Genomic DNA, 26829 nt, shown 5'->3' with positions numbered 1-26829 from the left:
ACGTGGACCATACAGAAGTGATCTTTCAACTAATCCTGCACGGAGGCAACGCGAGAAGCCTGGCGATGGAAGCGATCGCCCTCGCGAAGAACAAAGACATGGCAGGGGCGCAAAAAGCATTGGAGCAGGCAGGGGAAGAGCTGAGCCTTGCCCACCGGAACCAGACTGCCTTTATCCAAAGCGAAGTGCGGGGGGAGAAGACGGAAATCAGCATGTTGTTGATACATGCCCAGGATCATTTGATGAATGCGATGACGATCAAAGATTTGGCCAGCGAATTTGTCGAGCTGTACGGCCATATTCACGAGAGCAAGGGGGCGGGAGTGTGAGCGGAATCAAGATCGTGACCATAGGCGGCGGATCCAGCTACACGCCTGAACTGGTCGAAGGTTTTATCAAGCGGTACGACGAACTGCCCGTCCGGGAATTGTGGCTGGTGGATATTCCGGCAGGGGAAAAGAAGCTGCAGATCGTGGGAGCGCTGGCCAAACGAATGGTGGAGAAGGCCGGGGTCCCCATCGACATCCGCCTGACGCTGGACCGAAGAAAGGCACTGGAGGGGGCCGATTTCGTCACGACGCAGATACGCGTAGGCTTGCTGGATGCGCGGATCAAAGATGAAACAATCCCGCTCAAGTACGGGGTGATCGGACAGGAGACCAACGGCCCGGGCGGCCTGTTCAAAGGATTGCGCACGATCCCCGTGATCCTGGATATTTGCCGCGACATGGAGGAGCTTTGCCCGGACGCCTGGCTGATCAACTTCACAAACCCTGCCGGGATGGTGACCGAGGCGGTGCTGCGGTACACCAGCCGACGAAAGGTCATTGGCCTGTGCAACGTGCCGATCGGAATGAAAATGGGCGTATCCTCTCTCCTGGGAGTGGAGCAGGAGCGGGTGCACATCGACTTTGCCGGACTAAATCACATGGTGTTTGGCCTTGGGGTATACGTGGACGGGGAAAACGTGACGGCGCAAGTGATCGACAAGCTGTCGGGAGAACAGACCGGGATCACGATGAAAAACATCCTGGATTTGGGCTGGGACAAGGATTTTCTCAAAGCGCTGGGCATCCTGCCGTGCCCGTACCACCGCTATTACTACCAGACCAAAGCGATGCTGGAGCATGAGCTGGAAGAGGCGCAGAAGAACGGGACGCGCGCAGAAGTGGTGAAAAAGGTGGAAGAGGAGCTGTTTGAGCTCTACAAGGATCCGGAGCTAGCCATCAAGCCTCCCCAGCTGGAGCTGCGGGGCGGAGCGTACTACAGCGAAGCCGCTTGCAATCTGATCGATTCCCTCTACAACGACAGGCGCGACATTCAGCCGGTCAACGTGCGCAACAATGGCGCGATCGCGAGCATTCCCGATGATTCCGCAGTCGAGGTCAACTGCGTGATTACGCGGGAAGGGCCGATCCCGCTGGCTGTGGGTGACCTGCCTGTGCCAGTGCGCGGATTGGTCCAGCAAATCAAGTCGTTCGAACGGGTCGCAGCGGAAGCGGCTGTCACGGGGGACTACCATCAGGCCTTGCTGGCGATGACGATCAACCCGTTGGTCGCGTCCGATGCGATCGCGAAAAAGCTTCTGGACGAAATGCTGGAGGCCCATAAAGAGCATTTGCCCCAGTTTTTCAAACCGGTTTCGTAAACAAGCGGGGGAAACGTGCCGGGCAGGCATATTCGAAGCGGCCAGTGCCGCAGAGACGAACGATCAAACCAAAATCGTGTGCCCATCGTGAGACTGTTTGCCTGAGCCGAATGCGAGAAGGGAGAGAGGAAATGATCCGGATCACTGTGGAAGTAACCGTCAGCGGAGGCCTCCATGCACGCCCCGCATCTGTATTGGTCCATCTGCTCAACCAGCATCAATCGACTGTCAAAATGATCTACAACGGCAAGGAAGCCAATGGCAAGAGCATCCTCGGTGTCATGGCGCTCGGTGTGAAAGAGGGAGAAGAGATTGCCTTCGAGGTGAGCGGGCCGGACGAACAGGAGGTCGCGACGGGAATTCAGCAGTTGGTGGAGCGTCATTTCGTATGAAGAAACAGGAGAAATAACAGGAAAAAAGCCAATCACCCTGCTTACGGTGGTTGGCTTTTCTCTGTTGTCGCCTCTATCGGCGGAAGGTGACGATGACTTTGAAGTAGTCTCCGTCGATATCGATGCTGAGCTTGCCTCCTTGCAGCTCGACGATGCTTTTGGCGATGGCCAGGCCGAGGCCGGAGCCTTCCGTATTGCGCGATTGGTCGGCCCGTTTGAAACGCTCGAACAATTCCTCGGCGGCAAAGTCGATTTCGTAGGCGGAGACGTTTTTGATCGTCAGGGTGATTTCATCCCCTTGCTCGTACAAATGGATGTGCACCCTCGTGTTCGGCATGGAGTACTTGAGCGCATTTCCGATCAAATTCTCGAATACCCGCCACGTTTTTTTGCCGTCGAGAGGAGCGTAGATCTTTTGCTGCTCGATATTGACGCGGAAGGTCAAGGACGATTCCTCGATCTTGTCGCTGAACTCGGCGATGGCCTGATTGAGCAAGGATGCGACGTTCACCTGCTCGATGTTCAGCTCTACCGCACCACTCGCTGTTTTCGCGGCTTCGAACAGGTCGTCGATCAGCACTTTCAGACGGTTCGTTTTGCGCTCGAGGACATCAACGTAGCTGCGGATTTCTTCCTGCGTCAGGTCTTCGCGCTTGAGCAGGTCGACATAGTTGATGATCGAGGTCAGCGGCGTCTTCAGATCGTGCGAGACATTGGTAATCAGCTCCGATTTGAGCCGCTCGCTTTTCATCTGGCTTTCCACCGAGTGCTGCATCCCTTGCTTGATGTTGTTCAGGGAGTGGGCCAGGTCCGCCAGCTTGCCGCGGGGCTTCGCTACGATCGTCGTATGAAGGTCGCCTGCCGCCATCTGGGCCGCTCCGAGCAAGACCCTGTTCATCAGCGCGATTCGCCGGAAGATGTAGGGCAGGACGCAGACGAGGTAAAACATCCCGTACAAAAAGGCGAGAATCAGCAATGCGCCGGCCCCTTTCGCGATCGCTACCATTCCAATCGCTATACTCATGCCCAGACCGACTGTGAGCGCGAAGATGAGAGCCACCTTGAAAAAGACGCTGCGGTTGGCATAGCTTTCTTTCAAAATGGAGCGTTGACGGTAAAACAGGCTTCTTTGCCATTGTTCGCGCAATTTCGTCCCGTCGTTGTACATCTGCCACCCTTCGATTACGTACAGAAGGAAAAAGGCGGTCAGGGGGAGCATGACCATCAGGGTAAAGATATGTGCAAACCGGATGGGCAAGGAGAAAAACGGTGCTTCAGACGCCGTGACCAGGTAGATCGTGAGGGCGGGGATCAGCAGGACGATGCGGATGTCCAGCGGAATGCGCCGTAGAACGGCCAGGCTCTTTTGCACTACCGGGAGCTGCTGGACGGCGTTTTGCGCGGATAAATACCGCAGCAGAAACACGCTGGCGATCACAGCGGCGGCGAGGAGGCCGCACTCGATCATCAGCCGTTCCCGCACGGAATCGAAGTAGGTCGCGTCCGCATGGATCTGGCTGTATCCGTCAGGCTGGATCGGAACGTAGATGACCCCTTTCCATTGGTTGCTCTGAAAAGAGCGACTCAACCCGGAAAATTTGCTGGACCGGTCCGGAGCGTTTTGCGGGAACTGGAAGGAAAACAGGGCGACCTCGCGCAGTTCCGAAGCTGTCGGCTGGTGGTCGATATTGGTATAGACCCAGCTTCGTTTGCCATCCAGAATATAGTATTTGAAAGAGCTGTCCCGGAAGGCCAGGCTGTTTTGCCGTTCTTCGTATTCTTGATCGACGGCGACAGCATGTTCCTGGACTTGCTTCTCCCAAGATGCCTCGACCTCGCTGCTGGCTGCCTTGATCGCATTTTCTTCATCCATTTTCAGCTTGGCAACTTCTTCTGCTTTGCCTGCTTGTTGCGCTTGCTGGATGAGAGCGGCATAGCGCTCCTGGATCTCCTGCTTCTTGTCTGCCAAGGATTGATTCCGTTGTTCATTTAGTTGACTCAATAAGTCCTTATCGAGCTTCTCCTTGGGACTTTTGCTAGGGAATCCGGCGTAATCGACATGGACGGCCCGTATCAAATCCACTTCGGTAGAAAGCTCGCTGTAAAAGGAGTCGCTGTCAAAATAGTAATCTTCCCGCAAGTACCGGCCGTTGTCGTAAAGGTCCACGACGGTCAGTAAAGCGAGAGTCGTTGTCAACAGAAAGGAAAGAGCGGCAAGCAGTACATTGCGGCTATTTTTCAATTTTGTATCCAATTCCCCATACCACCTTTAAATACTTCGGATCTTTCGGGTTGATCTCGATCTTCTCCCGAATGCGCCGCACGTGCACCGCGACGGTGTTCTCGGCTCCTAAATAAGGCTCCCTCCAGACGCGCTCGTAGATTTCCTCGATCGAGAAGACGCGCCCCTTGTTATCCATCAGCAGCTCCAAAATCTTGTATTCGGTCGCAGTCAAGCGCACGTCGTTGCCATCGACGGTGACGGTCTTCGTGCTCTTGTTCAAGGTCAGCCCGCGCACCTGGATTTCGTCGTCTGCGGACTTGTAGTTGCCCAGATTGGTGTAGCGGCGCAGCTGCGACTTTACGCGGGCAACCAGCTCCAGGGGATGAAACGGCTTGGTGACGTAATCGTCGGCTCCGACGTTCAGGCCGAGAATTTTGTCGGTGTCCTCCGATTTGGCCGACAGCATGATAATCGGTATGTTCCGCTCCTGCCGGATTTTGAACGTCGCCGTGATTCCGTCCATCTTTGGCATCATGATGTCCAAAATAATGAGGTGGATGTCTTCCTCCGACAGGATATCCAGCGCCTCCAGTCCGTCCCCCGCCTTGTACACGGTAATCGATTCGTTCTTGAGATAAATTTCAATCGCGTCCCTGATTTCCCGTTCATCATCGACGACAAGGACATTGTAGTTCGTCATGAAAAGTCCCACCTTGTGAATTCTATCTGGTTCTATCTTACCGATCAGTTTTAACAAAAGAGCATAGAAAACTCTTACATTTTTCTTAACAACCAGGTATGGTTGCGCAGTCGTATCTGTCCCACCAGGTTTCCTCGCACAGGCGAATAGGGTAAGATGTGAAGAAGAAAAAATGAGGAAACGGTGATGGATTTGCTTGAATGGACAGGGGAACGCATCATTCCCAAGCTGATGAAACCGATGAACGGCATGCTGCTGGAGCATATCGCCCGCTATTACTTCGCAACGCCGTACATCAAGGGCAGGGTGCTGGACATCGCTTGCGGCACAGGCTACGGATGCCATATGGTCGCCAAGGACCGGAAGCGCGAGCTGATCGAGCTGGTCGGCGTGGATATCGACGACGAGACGCTTGCCTACGCGAACCGGGAGTACCACCACCAGAAAATTACCTACCAAAAAGGAAATGCCGTCGATCCTACGCTGCCGGAGCAGCTGGGCCACTTCGATACGATCCTGAGCTTTGAGACGATCGAGCATGTGGAAGACGACCTGCAATTCATGGACAATCTGTACCGCATGCTAAAGCCGGGAGGAACCCTGGTCCTGTCCAGTCCGTTCGGCAGAGGAAGAGGACAGCAGACCAGCGAGCCGTTTCATGTGCATCAGTTGACGCCGGCGGAATTCGAGGACCTGTTTGTCCGCTTTCCCTTCTCGGACGTAGAGATTTACTACCAGCGAGGGGTGACCTTTGAAAAGCCGCGGGATGGCGTGCGGTATTTTATCGGAATGGCCGTTTGCACCAAATAGCAGACAGCCGACCGAATCAGAATGGAGATGGCGAAACTGGCTGATTTTTTATCGTTAGGAATAAGCAGGGAGCTCGTTAAAGCATTGCAGGAACACGGCATTGCCGATCCGACTCCGATTCAGGAAAATACGATCCCTGTCGCACTCGCGGGAAGAGATGTCATCTCTCAAGCGCAGACAGGAACCGGAAAGACGCTCGCTTTTGTCCTGCCGATCCTCACGCAGGCCGATCCGGGAGCTGCGGATGTGCAGTCGTTGATTCTCACTCCGACGCGGGAGCTGGCTTTGCAAATTACCGCGGAAGTGGAGAAGCTGTCAGCCTCGCTCGACGGAATCCACGTCCTCGCCGTCTACGGGGGACAGGATGTCGAGCGCCAAATGCGGCGGCTGGAAGGCAAAAAACAAGTCGTCGTCGCTACGCCGGGGCGACTGCTTGACCACATCAGACGGGGAACGATCGATCTGTCGACGATAAAGACGCTTGTCCTGGATGAGGCCGACCAGATGCTGCACATGGGCTTTCTGCCGGAAGTGGAAGACATAATCGGACAAACCCCGAAGGAACGGCAGACGATGCTGTTTTCTGCCACGATGCCATCTCAGGTGCGCTCCCTGGCGAACCGCTTCATGCGGGATCCGGCAGATATTCGCGTACTAGGAAAACGTATCACGCTTGAGGACATCCGGCAAATCGTCGTGGAAACCACCGACCGGGCCAAGCAATCCACGCTGCGCCGTTTAATCGACGAGCAGCGGCCGTTTCTGGCCGTCATCTTTTGCCGGACGAAGCGCAGAGCAAGCACGCTGAATGCTGCACTCCAAGGGTTCGGCTATTTATCAGACGAGCTGCACGGCGATTTGTCACAGGCCAAGCGGGAGGCCGTCATGAAGCGCTTCCGGGAGGCGAGAATCCAGCTGCTCGTGGCGACGGATGTGGCAGCACGCGGCCTGGACGTGGAAGGGATCACCCATGTATTCAACTACGATATTCCGCTGGATGTGGAGAGCTACATCCATCGCATCGGCCGGACAGGACGGGCGGGGGAGCGGGGAGTCGCCTATACGCTGGTAGCGCCCAAGGACCGCGGCGGTATGGAGATGATCGAGAAGGGGATCGGCGTATCTCTCGAAAGGCAGGATGTGGAAAGGCCCGAGGCGAAAAACGGGTCGCGCCATTCCGGGCCGGAGGGGACAAGTAGAGGCGAGCACCCTCAGCGGAAGGAGAAGCGGAGGCAAGGGGATCGGAAGCCGGAGCGATCCCATGGCGATTCGGGCAGGAAAGCCGGCCCGGCGGATCGCAAACAGCAAGGCAAGACCGTTCATCCAAAAGCGGGTTCTCGCAAGCAAGCTGGCCGCAAAGCCAATCCGCGAAGATCCAGCAAATCGCCACGACAGCGGTAATCGAATGAATCTGCTCCGATGAAATATATAACACTTCAGATCAAATAAGCCAGACAGGTAACCTGTCTGGCTTATTGACTGCTTCTTGTTCGTTTTTTCTGGAGTGGTGCTAGCTGGAAATCACTCCGAGTCGGGAAACACGCGAGAACGCGTCAGAAAGCGCACGCCTTCCGGGCCTTCGAGGGAGAACATGCCCCCGCGGCCGCTCACCACATCAATGATGAGCTGCGTATGCTTCCAGTACTCGTACTGGGCTTTTCCCATGTAGAATGGGCAGCCGCCGATCTCGCCCAGCAGCACGTCCTGATCGCCGATGAGAAATTCGCCCAGCGGGTAGCACATGGGGGAGCTGCCGTCGCAGCAGCCTCCGGACTGGTGGAACATCAGATTTCCGTGCTTGGCGCGAAGCCGTTCGATCAATTCCAGGGCTGCTTCCGTAGCGAGTACCTTTGGGGGCTGGCTCATCGATCAAAAGAAGCCCAATGCCTGATCGCTGTAGCTGACGAGCAGGTTTTTGGTTTGTTGATAGTGAGAGAGCATCATTTTGTGCGTCTCGCGGCCGATACCGGACATTTTGTAGCCGCCGAAAGCTGCGTGGGCGGGGTAGGCGTGGTAGCAGTTGGTCCATACACGGCCCGCCTGAATGCCGCGGCCCATGCGGTAGGCGGTGTTCACGTCGCGGGTCCACAAGCCGGCTCCCAGTCCGTACAGCGTGTCGTTGGCGATGGAAAGAGCTTCGTCGGCGTCCTTGAACGTCGTCACCGAAACGACAGGACCGAAGATCTCTTCCTGGAAGATGCGCATCTTGTTGTGGCCTTTGAATACGGTCGGTTGGATGTAGTAGCCGCCTTCCAGATCGCCCTCCAGCTGGGCACGGCTGCCGCCGATCAGGCATTCAGCGCCTTCCTGCTTGCCGATGTCCAGATAGGAGAGGATTTTTTCTACTTGCTCGAGAGACGCCTGGGCGCCGATCATCGTGTCGGTGTCGAGCGGGTTGCCCTGCTTGATGCTGGCGACGCGGGCGAGCGCGCGCTCCATGAACGGCTCGTAAATGCTTTCGTGAATCAACGCGCGGGACGGGCATGTGCAGACCTCGCCTTGGTTGAGGGCGAACAGCACGAAGCCTTCGATGGCTTTGTTGAAGAAAGCGTCGTCCTTCGCATAGACATCCGGGAAGAAGATATTGGGAGACTTGCCGCCCAGCTCCAGCGTGACCGGAATGATATTTTGAGAGGCGTACTGCATAATCAGACGGCCGGTCGTCGTTTCGCCCGTAAAGGCGATTTTGGCGATGCGGTTGCTCGACGCCAGCGGTTTGCCCGCTTCCAGACCAAAACCGTTTACCACGTTGACGACGCCTGGCGGCAGCAAGTCGCCAATCAGCTCCATCAGCACCATGATGGAAGCCGGTGTTTGCTCGGCGGGCTTGAGCACGACGCAGTTGCCTGCAGCCAGAGCAGGTGCGAGCTTCCAGGTGGCCATCAGCAGCGGGAAGTTCCACGGGATGATTTGTCCAACGACACCCAGGGGCTCATGGAAATGGTACGCGACCGTGTCGTTGTCGATTTCACCCAGCGTGCTTTCCTGGGCGCGGATGGCTCCTGCGAAGTAACGGAAATGGTCGATCGCCAGCGGGATGTCGGCAGCGAGCGTCTCCCGAACAGGCTTCCCGTTTTCCCACGTTTCCGCGACTGCCAGCAGCTCCAGGTTGGCTTCCATGCGGTCCGCGATTTTCAGCAGGATGTTGGAGCGCTGAGCCACAGAGGTGCTTCCCCACGCAGCTTTCGCCTCATGGGCGGCGTCCAGGGCCAGCTCGATATCTTCCGCGCTGGAGCGGGCTACTTCGCAAAAGACCTTGCCGGTAACCGGCGACACGTTTTCAAAGTACTCTCCCTTTACCGGCGGTACCCATTTGCCACCGATGTAGTTCTCATAGCGATGTTTGAACGTCACCTTTGAACCGGCTTGGCCGGGCTGAGCATAGATCATGCAAACGCCTCCTCATGTCACTTTCTGTTTCTTTACACCCATTCCCAATAGCAAAACCCGTACCAAACAGGGAAATCCGCAAAATGACAGCGTTTTCGCCAAAAGCCGAATTTGTTTTTGCTCCGGATCGGAACAAAGAGTGTTCCATATCGGAACAACTGCCGTACGGGCAAGTCATGGTATAATGAAACGGAATGATTTTGAGGGAGGGAAGAATGTTGTCAACGATTGTCCAAGAGTCTTGGAAACGCTGTCAGGAGTCGAACCTCATCGCTACGCAAAAGTCGAATGACCAGATCATTTCCACCAGGCGGATCAAAGAAATCATTCAGGAAAATCACCCTCTGATTCGCGAAAGCCTGCCTCTTTTCGACAAGCTGTCTCCATTCCTGCTGTCGACGGAGCATATCGCGCTCTTGTCTGATCGGAACGGCAACATCATTCACACCGTAGGCGATCCCGTTTTCGCCGATCACGCCCAAAAGGTGCAGCTGCAGGTCGGAGCGAACTGGCAGGAGAGCAACAAAGGGACCAATGCGATCGGCACGGCTTTGATTGCGCAGCAGCCGATCCAGATTCAGGGAGAACAGCATTACTTTCGGGAAAATCACTTTCTTACGTGCTCCTCGGCTCCGATATTTTCTCCGTCGGGAGAGCTGCTGGGCGTGGTAGACATCAGCACGAGAAAAGAATATACACATCCGTTTGCTTTGACCATTGTTTGCATGATTGCGGAAGCATTGCAAAACCGCTTTTTGTTTGCCGAGGCCGAGCGGGTCATGACGTTGCCCGCTGCATCATCATCGAAGGGAGGGGCAAAGTGGCTGCCGTTGATCGGACTGGACCGAGACGAGCGCGTCGTCGGACTGAACAGTCAGGCGAAGCGGCTGCTAGGTCCGGATGTGCTCGGCAAAGGGCTCGATCCGCAGCTGGAGCGGAGAGGCCGTACAGTCCAGGATAACCGCAAAAAGCTATGGCCTGCTTCCCCCGGCTTCTCCCTCAAGCCGTTCCCGCGGCTGGCAGGCTCGTGTCCTCTTTTTTTGCAGGCCAAAATGCTGGCGCAAAAGGCGGCGCAGGTCGACTTTCCGGTCATGATCTCCGGGGAGAGCGGAACGGGCAAAGAGCTGTTTGCCCAGATGATTCACGAAACAGGCCCGCGAGCGAATGAACCGTTCATTGCAGTGAACTGCAGTTCAATATCGGAAAATTTGATCGAGAGCGAATTGTTTGGCTACGAAGGCGGGGCCTTTACCGGGGCCCAGCGGGAAGGCAGAATCGGAAAATTCGAAGCGGCCAGAAAGGGCACCATTTTTCTGGACGAAATCGGGGACATGTCCTTGCGGGCGCAAGCCGCTCTTCTTCGGGTCTTGCAGGAAAAGGTGGTGACTCCCGTCGGCAGCAACCAGTCCAGGCCCATCCACGCCCGGGTCATCGCAGCCACGCACAGGAACTTGCCGGACGAGGTCAAGGCGGGCCGGTTTCGCGCCGACCTGTACTATCGGCTCAAGGGCGTCCTGATCAAGCTCCCTTCTTTGCGCCAGCGGAGCGACATTCTGCAGCTGGCGGCCCATCTGCTGAAGCAGCTGGCACCTGATCGGCGCGTCACCATTACTCGTGAGGCGCAGTCTTTGCTCACGGCTTATTCGTGGCCGGGCAATGTACGCGAGCTGCAAGGAGTACTTACGCAAGCCGCATTTTTGGCTGAGGGAGACGAGATTGACGTCGAGCACATCCAACTGGAAGGATTGGAGGACGACGCCCCTCAGACTACTGCCGCCGGTGTGGTCGGAACCATGTCCCTGAGAGAGATGGAGTGCGAAGCGATCAAGCGAGCCTTGCACGCCAGCAGGGGCAATGTCAGCCAGGCGGCCAAAATGCTCCAGATCGGTCGGAATACGCTGTACCGTAAAATGGCCGACTACCATATCCTCACGCCGACGAATCAGGAGGACCTATGATCGCCCTATACAGACTGGACAAAGAGCTGGAGAAAAAAATAGCGGCCTTGCTGGAGGACACCGGACATCCCGTCGGGTACTTCTATTCCATCAAGTCGATTCTCGACCAAATGATGAATCCGTTCGTCGTCATCACGGCCGAACCGTACGGCGAGGAACTGGAGTCGTTTTCGCTGCCGGTCGTCTGCCTTTCCCTCGACATGAATGACGTGCAGAGGGCTTGCCAGTCCATCAGCCGGACGGAAGGAGCCCCTGTCCGGCGAGCAGTCATCGTATGCGGGACGCAGAAGGAGAAGCAGTGGCTGGAGCGCGAGTATGCGCAGGATCCGGGTGTCCCGGGGGTGCCGTGCTCCTTTCGGGTGCGGGAGGAATTGCAGCCTCTCTCCGGTCAGACCGCGTATTTGCTGCCGGTATGGAGCAAGCATTCGCTCCCGCAGCAGCCGGCTGCGGCCCCGTGGCATCTGGTGGAGCCATCCATCGCTACGCTGCGCCGCGCTGTGCAGCAGGCTGAGTCGCTCATGGCCTACACCAGGGAGCGGCTGCGGGAAAAGCATCTGATGGAAGCTGTCGTCAACTCGGCGCACGACGCGGTCATCGCTGTGGACCGCCACAGCCAGATCACCCTCGTGAACGAGCACGCCAAACTGCTCCTCGGACTTAACGGCGACGTGCTGGGCAAGCCGATCACGGATTACATCCCGCACTCGGATATGCTGCGGGTACTAAAGACGGGGCGGCAGGAGCTGGGAGATGTGGCTACCGTGTTCGACCGTTCCATCGTCATCAACCGGATTCCCGTCATCGTCAAAGACCAGATCGTTGGAGCCGTGTCCAACTTCAAGGAAATCAACGACATTCAGAAAATGGAGATGGCGCTGCGCAAAAAGCTTCACGAGAACGGGCTGGAAGCGAGGTATCGCCTGGACAGCATCGTCGGCTCGTCGCCGGAAATCGCCGCCACCCGGAAGCAGGCTGCGCTGTTTGCGGGCACGAACGCCACCGTCCTGATCACGGGAGAGTCCGGCACGGGAAAGGAGCTGTTCGCCCAGGGAATCCACCTGGAAAGCCCGCGGTCGGTCGGGCCGTTTTTGGCGGTCAATTGCGCCGCTTTGCCGGAGAGCCTTCTGGAGAGCGAGCTGTTCGGGTACGAGGATGGAGCCTTTACGGGAGCGAAAAAGGGCGGCAAGCCGGGGCTGTTTGAACTGGCCCACGGCGGAACGCTGTTTCTCGACGAAATCGGAGAGATGCCGCTGCGCATTCAAGTGCTGCTGCTTCGGGTGTTGCAGGAGCGCCGCGTGAGGCGCGTGGGCGGCGAGCGGATCATTCCCGTGGACGTGAGGATCGTAGCGGCGACCAACCGGGATCTGGCTGCCGAGATCGAACAGGGGCATTTTCGCGCCGACCTCTACTACCGGATCAATATGCTGGGACTCGAAATCCCCCCGTTGCGCGACCGCCTGTCGGACATACCCGAGCTGGTGGACAGCATGATCCAGGAAGTCAACGAACAGCATGAGCAAAAGGTAATGAGAATTGATCCGGAAATTTACCGCCTCTTTCAGGAGTATCACTGGCCGGGGAATGTCAGAGAGCTGCGCAATGTCGTCGAACGGATGGTGCTTTTGGCCAGGGGAGGGCAAGTCTCCCGGGAGAGCGTCGATTTCCTGTTCGCCAAAAGGAAAGCCAGCCTTCCACCTGCCCTCGTCACCGCCAAAGACAAGAGAATCGGGCCGGAAGCGGAGAAGATCGTCGCTGCGCTGCACCAGGCGAAGCATAACAAGACGCTCGCTGCAAAAGTGCTGGGGATGGATCGGACCACGCTTTGGCGCAAGATGAAGCAATACAACATCGAATGAGCAAAGTGTTGCAACGTAATGTTGCATCACTTTGTTGCGTTTGCGAAGAAACGGCAGTTTGCGACAACTTTCATCCGCTTGGTTATGAAAGCGTTTTAGGTAAAAGCCACCAATCCATCCGGCTTGGCATCAAACGTGCATTAGTCCATCCATACTATCGTCTAAAAATTTTGACCATTCCGAGGGGGGAGTCGATTGCTTCATTATTCGATTGCGGTGATTCCGGGAGATGGGATCGGTCCCGAAGTGATGAACGAAGGACTAAAGGTACTCAGGGCCATTGAAGAAAGCCACGGCGGCATTCGTTTTGCCCACGACGTGATGGATTGGAACTGCACCTACTACCTCACACATGGACGGATGATGCCGGAAAATGGACTCGAACTGTTGAAGGACTACGATCTCATCCTGCTCGGAGCTGTTGGTGCTCCCGGGGTGCCTGACCACGTGTCCGTATGGGAATTGATCCTGCCCATTCGCCGCACTTTCCAGCAATACGTCAACTTGCGACCTGTGAAGCTGCTCCGGGGATTGGAAAGTCCGCTCCGATACAAGGGCCACGCCGATCTCGATTTCGTCGTCGTCCGGGAGAATACGGAAGGCGAATACTCCAATATGGGCGGGCGGATCCATCAGGGCACGCCGTACGAAATGGCTGTGCAGAACAACGTGTTTACCCGCTATGGTACCGAGCGAATTTTGAAGTACGCGTATTCCCTGGCGGAAAAGCGGCCGAAAAAAAGAGTCACGGCTGCCACTAAGTCGAACGGGATCAACCATTCGATGCCTTTCTGGGACGAGATTGTCGGGGAAATCAGCAAGGAGCACCCCGGAATTGAAACGAACCTGTACCACATCGACGCACTGGCCGCCTACTTCATTACACGTCCGGAAACATTCGACGTGGTCGTGGCGAGCAATTTGTTCGGCGACATTTTGACCGACCTGGGGGCGGCGATCGTGGGAGGACTGGGCCTGGCGCCATCGGGCAACATCAATCCCGAGCGCAAGTACCCATCCATGTTCGAGCCCATTCACGGCTCCGCTCCGGATATCGCGGGCAAAGGGATCGCCAATCCGATCGCGCAAATCTGGAGCCTCAGCATGATGATGGATCACCTCGACCTGCCCGACATCAGCGCCGTCATCATGAATGCCATCGAGGGGGTACTGCTGGAAGGAAAAGTGCTGACCCCTGATCTCGGGGGCAAGGCGACGACAAGGGAGCTGGGGGACGAGATCGTCCGCCACATCTATCAGAATACGAAATAGAGAAAGAAACGGAGGCGAGAGGGCATGGAAACGAAATCGTATGATTTGTACATCGGCGGAGAATGGGTGAAAACAGACACCTACATCCCGGTCTACCACAAATATTCCGGCGAATGTATCGCGCAAATTGCCAAAGCGCAAAGGGGCCACGTGTCAGACGCGGTCGAGAAGGCATGGAAGACGTTCAAGCAGGACAGCCTCACCCCTTTTCAGCGGTACAAGATCTTGCTGAAAGCGTCCGAGCTGATGGAGGCCCGCAGGGAGGAGATGGAGCTGTCCCTGATCCGGGAAGTCGGCAAAACGCGAAAAGACGCGGCGAATGAGCTCGACCGGACTATCAATACACTGCGCCTGTCGGCTGAAGAAGCCAAGAAGATCCACGGGGAGATGGTTCCCCTGCAAGCGACGGAAGGCTCGGAAAACCGCCTGGGCTTCACGATCCGCGTGCCGAAGGGCGTCATCGGCGCTATCACGCCGTTCAACTACCCCCTCTTGCTCAGCACGCACAAAATCGCACCGGCCATCGCGGCGGGAAACACGCTGGTCGTCAAGCCGGCTACGGTGACGCCGATCGCGACATACCTGCTGGTAGAGGTGCTGGAGGAAGCCGGACTGCCAAAAGGGTACGTGAACATCGTGACAGGGGCGGGCAGCGAGGTGGGAGAGTGGCTGCTGGACGAAGAGAGGATCGCCATGTACACCTTCACCGGCTCCGGTGAAGTCGGGCGCCACATCAAGGAGCGCAGCGGCATGCGGCCTGTAGCGCTGGAGCTCGGCAACAACTCCCCGAACATCGTGCACTTTGACGCCGACCTGGAGCTGGCAGCACGCCAGACAGCCGCGCGCAGCTTCCACAACGCCGGCCAGGCCTGCATCGCCGTACAGAGGATCTACGTCCACGAATCGGTTTTCGAAGAGTTTTCCGATCTGTACATCTCCGAGGTGAAAAAGCTGAAAGTGGGCAACCCGGAAGATCCGGACACGGATGTGGGGCCGATGATCAGCGAAAAAGAAGCCAGCCGTACCGAAGAATGGGTGCAGGAAGCGATCAGCCAGGGCGCTAAAGCACTGCTGCCGATCAAGCGGGAAGGGGCCCTGTTCTATCCGGCTGTGCTGGTCGACACCAGGCCGGAGATGAAAGTCGTGTGCCGGGAAGTGTTTGCTCCCGTCGTCACGATCATTCCGTACAGCGACCTGGACGACGCCTTCGCCCAGGCGAACGACTCCGATTACGGCCTCCAGGCAGGCATTTTCACCCGCGACCTGAACATCGCCATGAAGGCGGCTCGCGTGCTCGAATACGGGGGTGTCGTCATCAACGACGTGTCGACCTATCGCAACGACATCATGCCGTACGGAGGAGTCAAAAACAGCGGACTCGGCAAGGAAGGGCCGAGATACGCCGTAGAGGAAATGACAGATGAGCGGATGGTGGTGATCAATCTATGAACGGACAACTGTTGGCAGGAAAAACGGCGATCGTAACAGGGGCTGCTTCGGGAATGGGGAAGGCGATCGCGACGCTGTTCGCCGAGCAGGGAGCGAACGTGGTTCTGGCGGATTTGAACAAGGATGCGGCGGGGCAAGTCGCACAGGAACTGCCGCAAGGAAAGGCGATCCCTGTGCAATCGGATGTGGCGGATGACGAAAGTGTGGCTGCACTGGTCAAGGAAACGATTACGACATATGGCTCTATCGACGTGCTGGTAAATTGCGCAGGCGTGCCGCAAGCATTCACTCCAATCGAGGAGCTGAGCCTCGAACAGTGGGATCGGACGCTCGCGGTCAACACCAAATCGATCTTTCTTACAACCAGGCACGCGGTCCCGCATATGAAAGCGGCGGGCAAGGGCAGCATCATCAACATCGCCTCTATCGCGGGAATCCGCGCTCGTCCGGGCCTCAATGCGTACTGCGCGTCGAAGGGAGCTGCAATCATGCTGAGCAAAGCGCTGGCCATCGAGCTGGCTCCGTACAAGATCAGGGTGAACGTCATCAATCCGGGCCCTGCCGAGACGCCGATGCTGGGCAAGTTTCTGAATGGGGACGAAGCGGAAGTGGAAGCGGGCAAAAAGGACATTTTCATCAGCAGCGTCCCGCTCGGCACGCTGATTCAGCCGGAAGATATCGCAGGGGCGGCGCTTTATCTGGCTTCCGACATGGCCAAAATCGTCACGGGCGAAGTGATGAACGTGGACGGTGGAAGAGGGATCTAGCCAAATCGATAAAATTTTCCTATTATTAAATGAATTCGATATTTAGGCAAAAATAGACAAGAAAATCAGGGGGAACTTGAGAGATGTTGCGAAAAAAATGGAGTTTATTGTTGTCGGGAGTCATGTCGGCGTCGTTGCTGCTGACAGCGTGCGGAGGGGGCGGCGGGCAAACCGCCCAGCCTTCCGGTCAGAATAGCGGCGGACAGGCTGCGCAGACGGAGGCGCCCAAGAGTGACGGCCAAACCTTTGTATTCAAGGCGGGACACTCGCTGACCGAAGACCATCCGTACAACGTGGCGCTGAAAAAGATGGCGGAGGACGTGGAAAAGCGCTCCAACGGCAAGGTGAAAATCGAAGTGTACCCGCTGAGCCAGCTGGGCGCTGAACGGGAATTGACGGAAGCGCTTACCTTCGGGACGGCGGATATGGAGATCACCTCTACTGCCCCGGTGACCAACTTCTATCCGAAATTGGGCGTATTGGACCTGCCGTTCCTGTTCGAGAGCCGCGAGCAGGCCTACAAAGTGCTGGATGGCAAGGTCGGGCAAGACATTCTGAAGGATCTCAGCAACGCAAACCTGGTCGGCCTGGCTTGGGCTGAAAACGGTTTCCGGCATATTACGAACGGCACCAAAGACATTAAAACCCCCGCTGACGTGCAAGGGCTGAAGATCCGCACGCAGGAAAACCCGATCCACCTGGCTGCATTCGAGGCATTGGGCGCGAAGCCGACTCCGATGGCCTGGACGGAGGCATTGACCGCTTTGCAGCAAGGCGTCGTGGATGCGCAGGAAAACCCGGCAATCGTCGCGCAAACCTACAAGCTGTACGACTCCAAGCAAACGCACATGTCCTTGACGGGCCACGTCTACTCCGCAGCCTTGATCCTGTTCAGCAAGCCGGTGTGGGACAAGCTCCCCGCCGACGTGCAGCAGCTGCTCGCCGAGGAAGCGCAAAAGGCGGGTCAGTACGAGCGCGAGCTGATGATCAAGATGGAGCAGGATGCGATCGGCAACCTCAAATCCAAGGGTGTGGTCATTACCGAAGACGTGGACAAGCAGGCTTTCCGCGACGCGATGAAGCCTGTATACGACAAGTTTTCCGGGCAGTTTGACAAAGCGCTGGTGGACGAAATCATGAATACGAAATAATTGGCGGAAGGGAGAAGAGCAGCCGATGCTTTTCTCCCCCCTTTTCCTGCGAAAGGAGACCTTGTGTGGGCACCATCATTTCCAAAATCAACAGTCTCATCCGTCTCATCGTCATCCTGCTACTGGCCGTCATGGTCGTGGCTGTATTCCTGCAGGTGCTCTTCCGTTTTTTGCTCGATCAGCCGCTGGCCTGGACAGAGGAGCTGGCACGCTATTTGCTGATCTGGATCACGTTTCTCGGCTCCGCGTATGCGATGGCCATCAAGGCGCATATCGGGACGGAATACATTCAAAAGTTTTTATCGCCGCTGGCAAATAAAATTGTGTTGGCAGTGGCCGCACTTCTCAGCATTTTCTTTTTTGGGGTGATGGTACAGCAGGGCTACCTCCTGGCTGCGCGAAGCATGACTCAGACATCTCCCACTCTGCTCGTTCCCATGGGCTATGTCTACATGGTGATTCCGATCAGCGGTGTGCTGCTTATCATGAACGTTCTCCATGTGACATGGAAAGATATCACCGGGAAGGAGTGAACCGACAATGGGTACGATTCTTTTTGTTTCGCTTGTCATCCTGCTGATCATCAATGTGCCGATCGCCGTAGCGCTGGGGCTGTCGGTCGTCATCGCCTTTATGGCCGAAAGTAATATACCGCTGTTGGTCGTCGTGCAAAAAATGTTCAACGGTACGGACTCGTTTCCTTTGATGGCGGTTCCTTTCTTTCTGCTCGCAGGCAAGCTGATGGAGACGGGCGGGATTTCGGAGAGGCTGATCCGCTTTGCCAATACGCTGGTCGGGACGTTGCCGGGCGGACTTGCGATTGTCGCGGTCTTGGGCTGCACGTTTTTTGCTGCGATCTCCGGTTCGTCGGCCGCGACCACTGCCGCCGTGGGAGGCATCCTCATCCCGCACATGGTGAACAAAGGATACGACGTCCGTTTTTCCGCGGCGCTGCACGCGGCGGGCGGGACGATCGGCGTCATGATTCCGCCCAGTGTGCCGATGGTCTTGTACGGCGTGGCAGCCAGCACCTCCATCAACGATCTGTTCATCGCCGGGATTGGGCCCGGTATTCTTGTAGCGCTCTCGCTCATCGTGTACTCGTACTGGCTCAGCAAGAAAAACGGCTGGGGCGGTGGTGAGAAACACTCGCTCGGAGACATTTGGAAGGCCTTTAAAGATGCGATTTTGGCTATTCTGATGCCGATCATCATCCTGGGCGGCATATACGGCGGCATCTTCACGCCGACGGAAGCGGCAGTGGTAGCGGTCATCTACGGCTTGATCGTCGGTCTGTTCGTCTACCGGGAGATCAAGTGGAAGGACCTGGGTGAAATTTTTGCCGGCTCGGCCAGCATGACAGCCGTCATCATGCTGATTATTGCGACTGCCAACGCATTCGGATTTATCATGACCAGGGAAAGCATTCCCCAGGAGATCGCCCGATTCATGCTGGGGATTACCGATAGCGCATTTGTCACACTATTGATCATTAACGTATTGCTGCTGATATTGGGGACGTTCATGGAAACGGCGGTCACGATCATCCTCATGACACCGATCCTGCTGCCGATCACGAATGCGCTCGGAATCGATCCGGTCCTGTTCGGTGTGATCATGGTTGTCAACTCGGCGATCGGTATGCTGACGCCGCCGGTCGGACTCAACCTGCTGGTGGCCGGGAATATCGCCAAGCTGTCCAACTCGGCGATCGAGCGGGCAGCCGTCCCGTTTTTGATTCTCTTGTGCGTCGATTTGCTGATCATCACCTACGTGCCGGAGATCAGCTTGTTCCTGGTGAATTTGAGCAAGTAATGACGGGGAGGGGTATCACGTGGACTACATTTCACAATTAAAAGAATGGCTGGGACATGAGCGTGTCACGACCAACCCGACTGTCCTCGAGCACCACAGTCACGACGAGTCGTATCACGCGCCGCATCTGCCTGACGTCGTGGTGTTTCCGCAAACGGCACAGGAGGTCAGCCGGATCATGAAGCTGGCGAACGAACAGCGCATTCCGGTCACGCCATTCGGGCTGGGCTCCAGCCTGGAGGGGCATGCGATCCCGTACAGCGGCGGAATCAGCCTGGATTTTTCGCTCATGAACCAGGTGCTGGAAGTGCGTCCGCAAGATTTTCTGGTGCGGGTGCAGCCGGGTGTGACACGCACACAGCTCAACAAGGAGCTGAAGAAGCACGGGCTGTTTTTCTCCGTGGATCCGGGTGCCGATGCGACGGTAGGGGGGATGGCGGCGACGAATGCGAGCGGCACGACCTCCGTCCGCTACGGCGTGATGCGCGATCAGGTCCGCGATCTGGAAGTGGTGCTGGCGGATGGCCGCATCATCCGCACCGGCAGCATGACGGCGAAGTCTTCCTCCGGCTATCACTTGACCGGGCTGTTTGTAGGCTCGGAAGGAACGCTCGGGGCGTTCACGGAGCTGACCTTGCGCGTGTACGGGATTCCGGAAGCGACGGTGGCTGCGCGGGCCTGCTTCCCGACTGTGCAGGAGGCGGTGGACACAGTCGTCGACATTCTCGCGGCAGGGGTGCCGGTGGCGCGAATCGAGCTCATCGATGAGCGCTCGATTCGCCAGGTGAATTTGTACAAGGAAACGAGCTATCCGGAGCAGCCGACCCTGTTTATCGAGTTTCACGGAAGCGAGCAAAGCCTTTCTCACGATGTCGAGTTTGCGCAAAGCATCGCAGGGGAGCATGGGTGCTCGGAGTTTTTGTTCGAGACCGATTCCAAAGCCCGCGCACAGCTGTGGGACGTGCGGCACAACATGGCCTACGCCTTCATCCACAAATCGCCGGGAAAAAAGATGATGGTCACCGACGTGTGCGTGCCGTTTTCCGAACTGGCGGGAGCTGTCGTCGACGCACGGCAAGCCATCGATCGCTCGGGGCTGGACGGAGCGATCCTGGGCCATGTCGGAGACGGCAATTATCACGTCATCCTGATGATCGACCTGAGCGATCCAGCCGAAGTGAAGCGCGCCGAAGTGCTGAACGCCCACCTGGTCGAATATGCCCTCAGCCGCGGCGGAACGTGTACGGGAGAGCATGGGGTCGGCGTCGGAAAGGCCAAGTACCAGCGGATCGAGCATGGGGAAGCGCTCGATGTCATGCACTCGCTCAAGAGGGTGCTGGATCCGAACGGAATATTGAATCCGGGGAAGATATTCGGAGCATAACGTCCGCGGCCGATACTGCCTGCATGCTGGGAAACGGACAGCGTGCAGGCTTTTCCTTTTTTCCGCCAAACAGGTTCTGGGGAGAGGAGAAGCGACTACAATGTGGAATGTAGTTGTTGGTCAAGAAACAACGAATTCACCGATTGCAGGGAGGCACGCATGAAGCCGATTGTCGAGATCGCCAGGGCAGCAGGTATCGATGAGAATGAGTTGGAACTGTACGGAAAGTTTAAGGCCAAATTATCGGGTGAGCTTTGGGAGAAGGTAAAGGACCGTCCGGACGGCAAGCTGATCCTTGTGACGGCCATGAATCCCAATCCTGCCGGGGCCGGGAAGACGTTGACGACGATTGGGCTGTCCCAGTCGCTGAACGCTTTGGGGAAGAAGACGATTGCCGCGCTGCGGGAGCCGTCTCTCGGACCGTGCATGGGGATCAAAGGGGGAGCGACCGGCAGCGGGAAGGCTCAGATTCTCCCTGCTGATGATATCAACCTCCATTTCACAGGAGACATCCACGCCATCACTTCGGCGCACAACTTGTTGGCGGCGATGATTGACAACCACATTTTTCAAGGGAATGCGCTGCGTTTGAATCCGAAGAAAATTGTCTGGAAACGGGCCGTCGACATGAATGACCGCGCCCTGCGCAATATCGTGGTCGGACTGGGAGACGGAAACGGAATGGCACGCGAAGACGGCTTCATGATTACCACGGCTTCGGAAATCATGGCGATTCTGTGCCTGAGCGAAAATCTGGAGGATCTGCGGGAGCGCGTAAGTCACATCATCGTCGGCTACGATCTGGACGATGCACCTGTGCGAGCCCGGGATATCCATGCGGTCGATGCGATGTGCGTCCTCCTGAGAGAGGCGATCAAGCCAAACCTGGTGCAGACCATCGAAGGGACGCCCGTACTTGTGCACGGCGGACCGTTCGCCAACATCGCGCACGGATGCAGCAGCGTAATCGGGACGAAAACGGCGCTCAAGCTGGCAGACTACGTCGTGACGGAGGCCGGATTCGGAGCTGATCTGGGGGCAGAGAAGTTTTTTGACATCAAATGCAGAAAAGCGGGTCTGATGCCGTCAGCCGCGGTGGTCGTCATCACGGTGCGGGCGCTGAAGTACAACGGAGGCGTCAAGGTAGCCGATCTGGCCCAGGAAAATCGGGAAGCCCTGGAGCGCGGCTTCGCCAACGTCCAAAGGCATATCGAAAACCTGCAAAAGTTCGGTATTCCCGCCGTGGTCGCGATCAACCATTTCGCCACGGATACACAGGCCGAGGTGGATGCGGTACTTGACCTGTGCAAGCAGCTGGGCGTAGAAGCCGCGCTTTCCGACGTCTGGGCAAAAGGCAGCCAGGGCGGAATCGAGCTGGCGGAAAAAGTGGCGCGCGCAGCCGAACAGCCTTCCCGTTTTCGCTTCCTCTATGAAGAGAGCTTGTCGATTCGAGACAAAATCGAGACGGTGGTCAAGGAAGTTTACCGGGGATCCGGTGTCGTTTTTTCGCCATCTGCCCTGAAGACGCTGCAAAAGGTGGAGGAAATGGGGCTTTCGCATCTGCCCGTGTGCATGGCGAAAACGCCGTATTCCTTTACCGACCGGGCCGATGTACTGGGAGCGCCGACCGATTTCACTATATCGGTGAGCGAGATTCGCATTTCTGCAGGCGCAGGCTTTATCGTCGCTTTGACGGGAAGCTTGGTCACCATGCCGGGACTGCCGAAAAAGCCGGCCGCCGAGTCCCTCTACATCGATGAGGACGGCCGCATCATGGGCCTCAGCTGACAAACAACTGAATGCTTACACAAGGCCGACCCCTGTACCTTTCAAGGCAGGGAGTCGGCTATTTTCTTTGGGCTCCCTGTTGCAGCCAAGCGACTGGGCAAATAGGCGAACGTACCTGTTTGGCCTGACATAAAAATAGGGAGCAGGAAAATTTGTTGGAAAAGTGGGGCTGAACCGGAGCATGACGTTGTATCTCGACTACAAGTCGCCTTCCATCCAATATTTTGACGATGTAAACCGAAACAGGCTGTTCACAAAGGACCGGCAAAACTACATCAACGTCCTCTCCACGCAGACGTTGAACTCGCTGGACAATACGTCCATTCTGGATATTTTCATGAGCCAGGGCAACGTGGTGGAGCCGCATTACCACCAAAACGCAGCTGAACTGGTGTACTGCGTGACCGGGGCTGCGAACGTCTCGTTTATCAATCCGTTCACCAATGAAGTGTCGACGTACCATATCACCCCGGGACAAGTGACCAATGTCCCACAAGGGTGGTGGCACTGGGAGGTCGCCTTGACCGACAACACGCACCTGATCGCCATATTCAACGCGCCGATCCCTGAGGTCATTCTCGGATCGGACATTTTGCGGTTGACGCCAAGCGGCATCCTGGCGCATACGTACTGCCTCAACGAGGGGCAGCTGAGGGAGACCCTGTCCCCCATACAGACTTCGAGCTTCATCGGGCCTCCTGCCAACTGCTATGGCGGCTACTACATCCAGGGACAGCCTCCCCAGCAGCCGCAGGTGTACGGCTATCAGCTGCCGTACCAGCAGGCGCCTGCACCGGCTCCCTATGGATACGGACAACCGTATGGCTCGCCGTATGGGCAGCAGGGGATGTTTCAGCCGCAAAGGTAAATGGATCATCTCTCCATGAAAAGCTTGGCCGGGTTGGCCGGTTTTTTTATTTCACGGAAACAAGATGAGGTTTACCTGTGTAGAAGGAGGGGTACAAAAAAATGGTGGGCAAACCGATAAGGATAATGTCCACCATTTCCATACTGTACATAGAAAAAGACAAAAAATGACAAAGGCAAACCTGTTGAAAGGCAGGGTCGCAAAGCCACGGGTCTAAGGCAGCGCAGGTGTTTCCTGCCGCCGCTACGATAGCCGGGTTGCCATACCGCAAGCGCAGAGGCTGTCGGATGGCAGTCTTTTTTGTTGCAAAAACAAGTATAGGAGGAACCGATTACCGATGAAAGCAAGCTTGCGAAGAAAGTTGATTGTCGTGATGTGCCTGCTCCTGGTTATCAGTTTGGCTGCTGTTTGCGGTGCCAGCTATTGGAGCTCCTCAAGGCTGCTGGCTTCCAGTTTGGACAAGGAAGCGGAATTGGCAGCGAACAACCTTTCCATCCGGATTGACAGTTTCTTCACCGAAAAAATCGGAGTCGTCGAAACCATCGGAGAAATGATGTCAGCGGATAACAACTTTGACCATGACTTGAAGCTGATCCAAGAAGCGCAGAAGAAAAATCCGGAATTCGAAACGTTCTTCTTCTCCTATGATTTAAGCGGCAAAAAGGTCATCAACTTCAAGGGAGAGGAGACCAACCCGTCTGACCGTCCGCACTTCCAGGAAGCCGGAAAGGGAGAGGGGAAAATCATCGTCTCCGAGCCTGTGGTTTCCCAGCGGACGGGCAACAACATCGTGACGGTCATCGTTCCGTTGATGAAGGACAACCGCCAGTACGGCTATGTCGGTTCAACCATTCCAATCAATGAAATCCAAAAGACCGTGTCTGAAGAAAAGTTCGGACAAAGCGGGTACGCCCTTTTGGTCAGCAAAAAAGGAACGTATATCTGGCATCCGAATGCCGACCTGATCCTGAAGGAATCCGTGTTGAACGCGAATATTCCGGAGCTCCAAAAGGCGTATGAAGCGATCCAGCAGGGCAATCACGGGATCATCCAGTACCAGCAGGACCATGCTGCCCAGTTTGCCTCGTTTGCCAGCACCAAGCTGAACTGGGGCGTATTCATTACCGCTCCAACCACAGAGCTGCATGCTCCGGTCAATGAGCTGTCGGTAAAACTGATCGCTATCTCGGCAGCTGTATTGGTCATCGGGATTTTGGTGGTGTACTTCCTGGCCATCCGTTTGGTCAAGCCGATCCAGCGTCTGAACCATGCAGTGAACGTGGTGGCACAAGGCAATTTGACGGAGACCGTGACCGTAGACGGCAAAGACGAGATCGCCGTTTTGTCCCGCGACTTCAACCAGACCGTCTCCCACTTGAAGAACCTGATTGAGGGTGTGTCGTTGTCTTCCGAGCAGGTGCTGTTGTTTACGCAGGAAGTCTCGGCCGGAATTGAGAACGCGACCGAAAGTGTAAACCGGATCGGCTCTTCTATCGCCCAAATTTCCAAAGGGGCTCAGGCGCAAGCGAACAGCTCTCAGGAAGTGGCTATATCCATGAGCGAAATGGCGGCGGGGATTGTCAAAATTGCGGAGACTTCCTCCCACGTCTCAGAGGCTGCCAAAGAGGCTGCGCAACAGGCGGAGCAGGGAACGGCTGTCGTAGAGCAGGCCGTCCATCAAATGGGCAGCATCGGCGAAGGAACGAGCAAAGCTGCAGAGGCGATCGAACGATTGAATAGCCGCTCCAAAGAAATTGAGGGAATTCTCGATACCATCAGTCAGTTGACCTCCCAAATCAATCTGCTTGCGTTGAACGCTTCGATCGAGGCGGCACGGGCAGGCGAGCATGGGCGCGGATTTGCCGTCGTAGCCGGCGAAGTGAAAAATCTGGCGAACCAGTCCGAAGAGTCGGCATCCAAAATCGCGCAGCTGATCGGGGAAATTCAACAGGATACCCGCCATGCATTCGACGTGATGAACGAGAGCAATCAAAACGCGCAGGATGGCATTCAGCTGATCGAAGAAGTACGGGATATTTTCGCCCATATTCTCAACTCGTCCCGCAATGTGGCCGGTCATATTTTGGAAGTGTCGGCAGCATCCGAGCAGATGTCTGCAGGCTCCGAGCAGGTCAGTGCATCCGTAGATGAAATGCATCATATCGCCAAGCACGCCTCGGATGATGCGCAGACCGTGGTGGAAGCCGCCGAGGAGCAGCTCCAAGCGATCCAGGACATCGCTGCGTCGGTCGAGCGCTTGAATGCGGTAGCGGAAGAGCTGCGGTACGGAGTAGGCAAGTTCACGCTGTAAGACCCATTCCCTTGTGAAAGGGGGGATGCGATGCAAGGGAGTATGCTTGTCGGAATTGAATTCATACCTACAACCAGGAGGAGAAACCTATGAAAAAAATGACAAAAGCAATCATGGCGAGCACGCTCGCTGCTACTATGCTGATGACAGGAACAGGAGCATTCGCCGCATCGAGCCCGGCTAAGGCAGCTCCGACCGCGGCTGCGGAAGCCGCCAAAAAACAGGAAAACAAAAAGTTTGAGTCCCGTTTGGACGCAATTATTGCACGGGGGTACATTCTCGTGGGAACGACGGGGGACTACAAACCGTTCACATATTTGAATCCGAAAACGAACGAGTTTGAAGGCTACGATATCGATGCCATGAAAGAATTCGCCAAGAGCCTGGGTGTCGAAGTGCGGTTCGTGCAAACTTCATGGTCGACGATGATGAACGATCTTTTGGCGGACAAGTTTGACATTGCCGTCGGCGGCGTCACCCGCAACACTGACCGTGAAAAAACAGCCCACATGGGCGATCCTTACATCCAATTCGGAAAAGCGCCTTTGATCCGTGCGGAAGACAAGGACAAGTACAAAAGCATCGAGGACATCAACAAGCCATCCGTGCGAATCGGGGTAAATCCGGGCGGCACCAACGAAAAATTCGTGCGTGAGCATCTGACCAACGCTACAGTCACGGTCGTTCAAAACAATCTCGACATTCCGGGGCTTGTCGCAAACGGTACCTATGACGTCATGATTACCGATACGATCGAAGCCATGGTGTACTCCAAAGCGGATTCTCGCCTGTATGCCGCTCTGACAGACAATCCGTTCACCAAGAGCGAAAAGGCGTATATGATTCCGCGCGGCGACTTCATTTTCGCGAGCTATCTGGACGTGTGGATGGACGAAATGAAGCTGCAAGGCAAATTCGACGAGCTGTTCCACAAATGGATTCAATAATGCGGTGAATAAAAAAGACCCTGTTTGGACAATCTCCAAAATAGGGTCTTTTTGCATGCTTTGGCAGGGCCGCCAGCCATTTGCAATTTCTCAGAATCC

At 56.2% G+C, this 26829-nt stretch carries 21 protein-coding genes, 1 pseudogene and 1 riboswitch; of the genes and pseudogenes, 18 read left to right on the top strand and 4 right to left on the bottom strand.

Annotated features, from left to right (window positions below; all coding sequences use genetic code 11):
* Nucleotides 1–2: 2 nt before the first annotated feature.
* From RGB73_RS29285 to RGB73_RS29275, 3 genes are all read left to right on the top strand, one after another.
* The gene (locus RGB73_RS29285) at nt 3–329 is read left to right on the top strand and encodes a PTS sugar transporter subunit IIA (protein ID WP_310767262.1); all 327 of its coding nucleotides are present in this window, start codon (nt 3–5) and stop codon (nt 327–329) included.
* Nucleotides 326–1648 (top strand): 6-phospho-beta-glucosidase, encoded by a 1323-nt coding sequence (locus RGB73_RS29280; RefSeq protein WP_310767259.1) that lies wholly within the window; start codon nt 326–328, stop codon nt 1646–1648. Before RGB73_RS29285 ends, RGB73_RS29280 begins: the two co-directional genes overlap by 4 nt.
* 131 nt (nt 1649–1779) lie before the next feature.
* The gene (locus RGB73_RS29275) at nt 1780–2040 is read left to right on the top strand and encodes an HPr family phosphocarrier protein (RefSeq protein ID WP_310767256.1); all 261 of its coding nucleotides are present in this window, start codon (nt 1780–1782) and stop codon (nt 2038–2040) included.
* A gap of 73 nt (nt 2041–2113) precedes the next feature.
* Here the strand turns inward: RGB73_RS29275 and RGB73_RS29270 are convergent, their stop codons facing one another.
* Together RGB73_RS29270 and RGB73_RS29265 are read right to left on the bottom strand one after the other, a co-directional pair.
* Nucleotides 2114–4294 carry a sensor histidine kinase gene (locus tag RGB73_RS29270; RefSeq protein WP_310767253.1) on the bottom strand — a complete coding sequence of 727 codons (2181 nt, stop codon included), beginning with the start codon at nt 4292–4294 and terminating at the stop codon, nt 2114–2116.
* Nucleotides 4272–4964 (bottom strand): response regulator transcription factor, encoded by a 693-nt coding sequence (locus RGB73_RS29265; RefSeq protein ID WP_310767250.1) that lies wholly within the window; start codon nt 4962–4964, stop codon nt 4272–4274. The genes RGB73_RS29270 and RGB73_RS29265 overlap by 23 nt, the downstream gene beginning before the upstream one ends.
* Nucleotides 4965–5150: 186 nt before the next feature.
* Between RGB73_RS29265 and RGB73_RS29260 the strand changes: the two genes are divergently transcribed.
* Entirely contained in the window at nt 5151–5774 is a 624-nt protein-coding gene (locus RGB73_RS29260; RefSeq protein WP_310767245.1) for a class I SAM-dependent methyltransferase, read from the top strand.
* 21 nt (nt 5775–5795) lie between these two features.
* Nucleotides 5796–7166 (top strand): annotated as a pseudogene (locus RGB73_RS29255) (DEAD/DEAH box helicase); the annotation flags it as partial.
* A 129-nt stretch (nt 7167–7295) separates the two neighbouring features.
* On the opposite strand, the gene RGB73_RS29250 reads toward RGB73_RS29255, so the two are convergent.
* Both RGB73_RS29250 and adh read right to left on the bottom strand, forming a co-directional pair.
* Entirely contained in the window at nt 7296–7640 is a 345-nt protein-coding gene (locus RGB73_RS29250) for a DUF779 domain-containing protein (protein WP_310767239.1), read from the bottom strand.
* 3 nt (nt 7641–7643) lie between these two features.
* Nucleotides 7644–9164, bottom strand: a complete 1521-nt coding sequence (adh, locus tag RGB73_RS29245) for an aldehyde dehydrogenase (RefSeq protein ID WP_310767233.1) — start codon at nt 9162–9164, stop codon at nt 7644–7646.
* A 215-nt stretch (nt 9165–9379) separates the two neighbouring features.
* Between adh and RGB73_RS29240 the strand changes: the two genes are divergently transcribed.
* The 13 genes from RGB73_RS29240 (at nt 9380) to RGB73_RS29180 (ending at nt 26730) form a co-directional block, all read left to right on the top strand.
* A complete protein-coding gene (locus tag RGB73_RS29240) occupies nt 9380–11122 on the top strand; it encodes a sigma-54-dependent Fis family transcriptional regulator (RefSeq protein ID WP_310767230.1) in 1743 nt (580 codons plus the stop codon).
* Complete coding sequence (locus RGB73_RS29235) at nt 11119–12978, top strand: sigma-54 interaction domain-containing protein (RefSeq protein ID WP_310767225.1); 1860 nt, start codon at nt 11119–11121, stop codon at nt 12976–12978. Before RGB73_RS29240 ends, RGB73_RS29235 begins: the two co-directional genes overlap by 4 nt.
* Before the next feature lie 195 nt (nt 12979–13173).
* Nucleotides 13174–14250 carry a tartrate dehydrogenase gene (locus RGB73_RS29230; RefSeq protein WP_310767222.1) on the top strand — a complete coding sequence of 359 codons (1077 nt, stop codon included), beginning with the start codon at nt 13174–13176 and terminating at the stop codon, nt 14248–14250.
* A gap of 24 nt (nt 14251–14274) precedes the next feature.
* Nucleotides 14275–15699 carry an aldehyde dehydrogenase family protein gene (locus tag RGB73_RS29225; RefSeq protein ID WP_310767219.1) on the top strand — a complete coding sequence of 475 codons (1425 nt, stop codon included), beginning with the start codon at nt 14275–14277 and terminating at the stop codon, nt 15697–15699.
* Nucleotides 15696–16466, top strand: a complete 771-nt coding sequence (locus tag RGB73_RS29220) for an SDR family oxidoreductase (protein WP_310767216.1) — start codon at nt 15696–15698, stop codon at nt 16464–16466. Before RGB73_RS29225 ends, RGB73_RS29220 begins: the two co-directional genes overlap by 4 nt.
* An 83-nt stretch (nt 16467–16549) precedes the next feature.
* Entirely contained in the window at nt 16550–17617 is a 1068-nt protein-coding gene (locus RGB73_RS29215) for a TRAP transporter substrate-binding protein (RefSeq protein ID WP_310767214.1), read from the top strand.
* A 65-nt stretch (nt 17618–17682) separates the two neighbouring features.
* Nucleotides 17683–18150 carry a TRAP transporter small permease gene (locus tag RGB73_RS29210; protein ID WP_310767211.1) on the top strand — a complete coding sequence of 156 codons (468 nt, stop codon included), beginning with the start codon at nt 17683–17685 and terminating at the stop codon, nt 18148–18150.
* A gap of 7 nt (nt 18151–18157) precedes the next feature.
* Nucleotides 18158–19432 carry a TRAP transporter large permease gene (locus tag RGB73_RS29205; protein ID WP_310767208.1) on the top strand — a complete coding sequence of 425 codons (1275 nt, stop codon included), beginning with the start codon at nt 18158–18160 and terminating at the stop codon, nt 19430–19432.
* Nucleotides 19433–19451: 19 nt separating this feature from the next.
* Complete coding sequence (locus RGB73_RS29200; RefSeq protein ID WP_310767205.1) at nt 19452–20816, top strand: FAD-binding oxidoreductase; 1365 nt, start codon at nt 19452–19454, stop codon at nt 20814–20816.
* Between the two features lie 159 nt (nt 20817–20975).
* Nucleotides 20976–22604, top strand: a complete 1629-nt coding sequence (locus RGB73_RS29195; RefSeq protein ID WP_310767202.1) for a formate--tetrahydrofolate ligase — start codon at nt 20976–20978, stop codon at nt 22602–22604.
* A gap of 181 nt (nt 22605–22785) precedes the next feature.
* Nucleotides 22786–23472 carry a cupin domain-containing protein gene (locus RGB73_RS29190; RefSeq protein WP_310767199.1) on the top strand — a complete coding sequence of 229 codons (687 nt, stop codon included), beginning with the start codon at nt 22786–22788 and terminating at the stop codon, nt 23470–23472.
* Nucleotides 23473–23636: 164 nt separating this feature from the next.
* Nucleotides 23637–23737, top strand: a riboswitch (cyclic di-GMP riboswitch).
* A gap of 72 nt (nt 23738–23809) precedes the next feature.
* Entirely contained in the window at nt 23810–25783 is a 1974-nt protein-coding gene (locus RGB73_RS29185) for a methyl-accepting chemotaxis protein (RefSeq protein WP_310767196.1), read from the top strand.
* Nucleotides 25784–25872: 89 nt separating this feature from the next.
* On the top strand, nt 25873–26730 hold the full coding sequence (locus RGB73_RS29180; protein ID WP_310767193.1) for a transporter substrate-binding domain-containing protein: 858 nt from the start codon (nt 25873–25875) through the stop codon (nt 26728–26730).
* The last annotated feature ends 99 nt before the right edge of the window (nt 26731–26829 follow it).

The sequence above is a fragment of the Brevibacillus brevis genome, assembly GCF_031583145.1.
Classification (GTDB): domain Bacteria; phylum Bacillota; class Bacilli; order Brevibacillales; family Brevibacillaceae; genus Brevibacillus; species Brevibacillus brevis_E.
This window is presented reverse-complemented; position numbering and strand designations above follow the sequence as displayed.

What these genes read in the sequence shown, in the direction of transcription:
- RGB73_RS29240 (WP_310767230.1), top strand. Translation starts at nt 9,380, where the DNA reads ATGTTGTCAACGATTGTCCAAGAGTCTTGGAAACGCTGTCAGGAGTCG.
- RGB73_RS29235 (WP_310767225.1), top strand. Translation starts at nt 11,119, where the DNA reads ATGATCGCCCTATACAGACTGGACAAAGAGCTGGAGAAAAAAATAGCG.
- RGB73_RS29225 (WP_310767219.1), top strand. Translation starts at nt 14,275, where the DNA reads ATGGAAACGAAATCGTATGATTTGTACATCGGCGGAGAATGGGTGAAA.
- RGB73_RS29190 (WP_310767199.1), top strand. Translation starts at nt 22,786, where the DNA reads ATGACGTTGTATCTCGACTACAAGTCGCCTTCCATCCAATATTTTGAC.
- RGB73_RS29275 (WP_310767256.1), top strand. Translation starts at nt 1,780, where the DNA reads ATGATCCGGATCACTGTGGAAGTAACCGTCAGCGGAGGCCTCCATGCA.
- RGB73_RS29250 (WP_310767239.1), bottom strand. Translation starts at nt 7,640, where the DNA reads ATGAGCCAGCCCCCAAAGGTACTCGCTACGGAAGCAGCCCTGGAATTG.
- RGB73_RS29180 (WP_310767193.1), top strand. Translation starts at nt 25,873, where the DNA reads ATGAAAAAAATGACAAAAGCAATCATGGCGAGCACGCTCGCTGCTACT.
- RGB73_RS29185 (WP_310767196.1), top strand. Translation starts at nt 23,810, where the DNA reads ATGAAAGCAAGCTTGCGAAGAAAGTTGATTGTCGTGATGTGCCTGCTC.
- RGB73_RS29220 (WP_310767216.1), top strand. Translation starts at nt 15,696, where the DNA reads ATGAACGGACAACTGTTGGCAGGAAAAACGGCGATCGTAACAGGGGCT.
- RGB73_RS29195 (WP_310767202.1), top strand. Translation starts at nt 20,976, where the DNA reads ATGAAGCCGATTGTCGAGATCGCCAGGGCAGCAGGTATCGATGAGAAT.
- RGB73_RS29205 (WP_310767208.1), top strand. Translation starts at nt 18,158, where the DNA reads ATGGGTACGATTCTTTTTGTTTCGCTTGTCATCCTGCTGATCATCAAT.
- RGB73_RS29215 (WP_310767214.1), top strand. Translation starts at nt 16,550, where the DNA reads ATGTTGCGAAAAAAATGGAGTTTATTGTTGTCGGGAGTCATGTCGGCG.
- RGB73_RS29260 (WP_310767245.1), top strand. Translation starts at nt 5,151, where the DNA reads ATGGATTTGCTTGAATGGACAGGGGAACGCATCATTCCCAAGCTGATG.
- adh (WP_310767233.1), bottom strand. Translation starts at nt 9,164, where the DNA reads ATGATCTATGCTCAGCCCGGCCAAGCCGGTTCAAAGGTGACGTTCAAA.
- RGB73_RS29265 (WP_310767250.1), bottom strand. Translation starts at nt 4,964, where the DNA reads ATGACGAACTACAATGTCCTTGTCGTCGATGATGAACGGGAAATCAGG.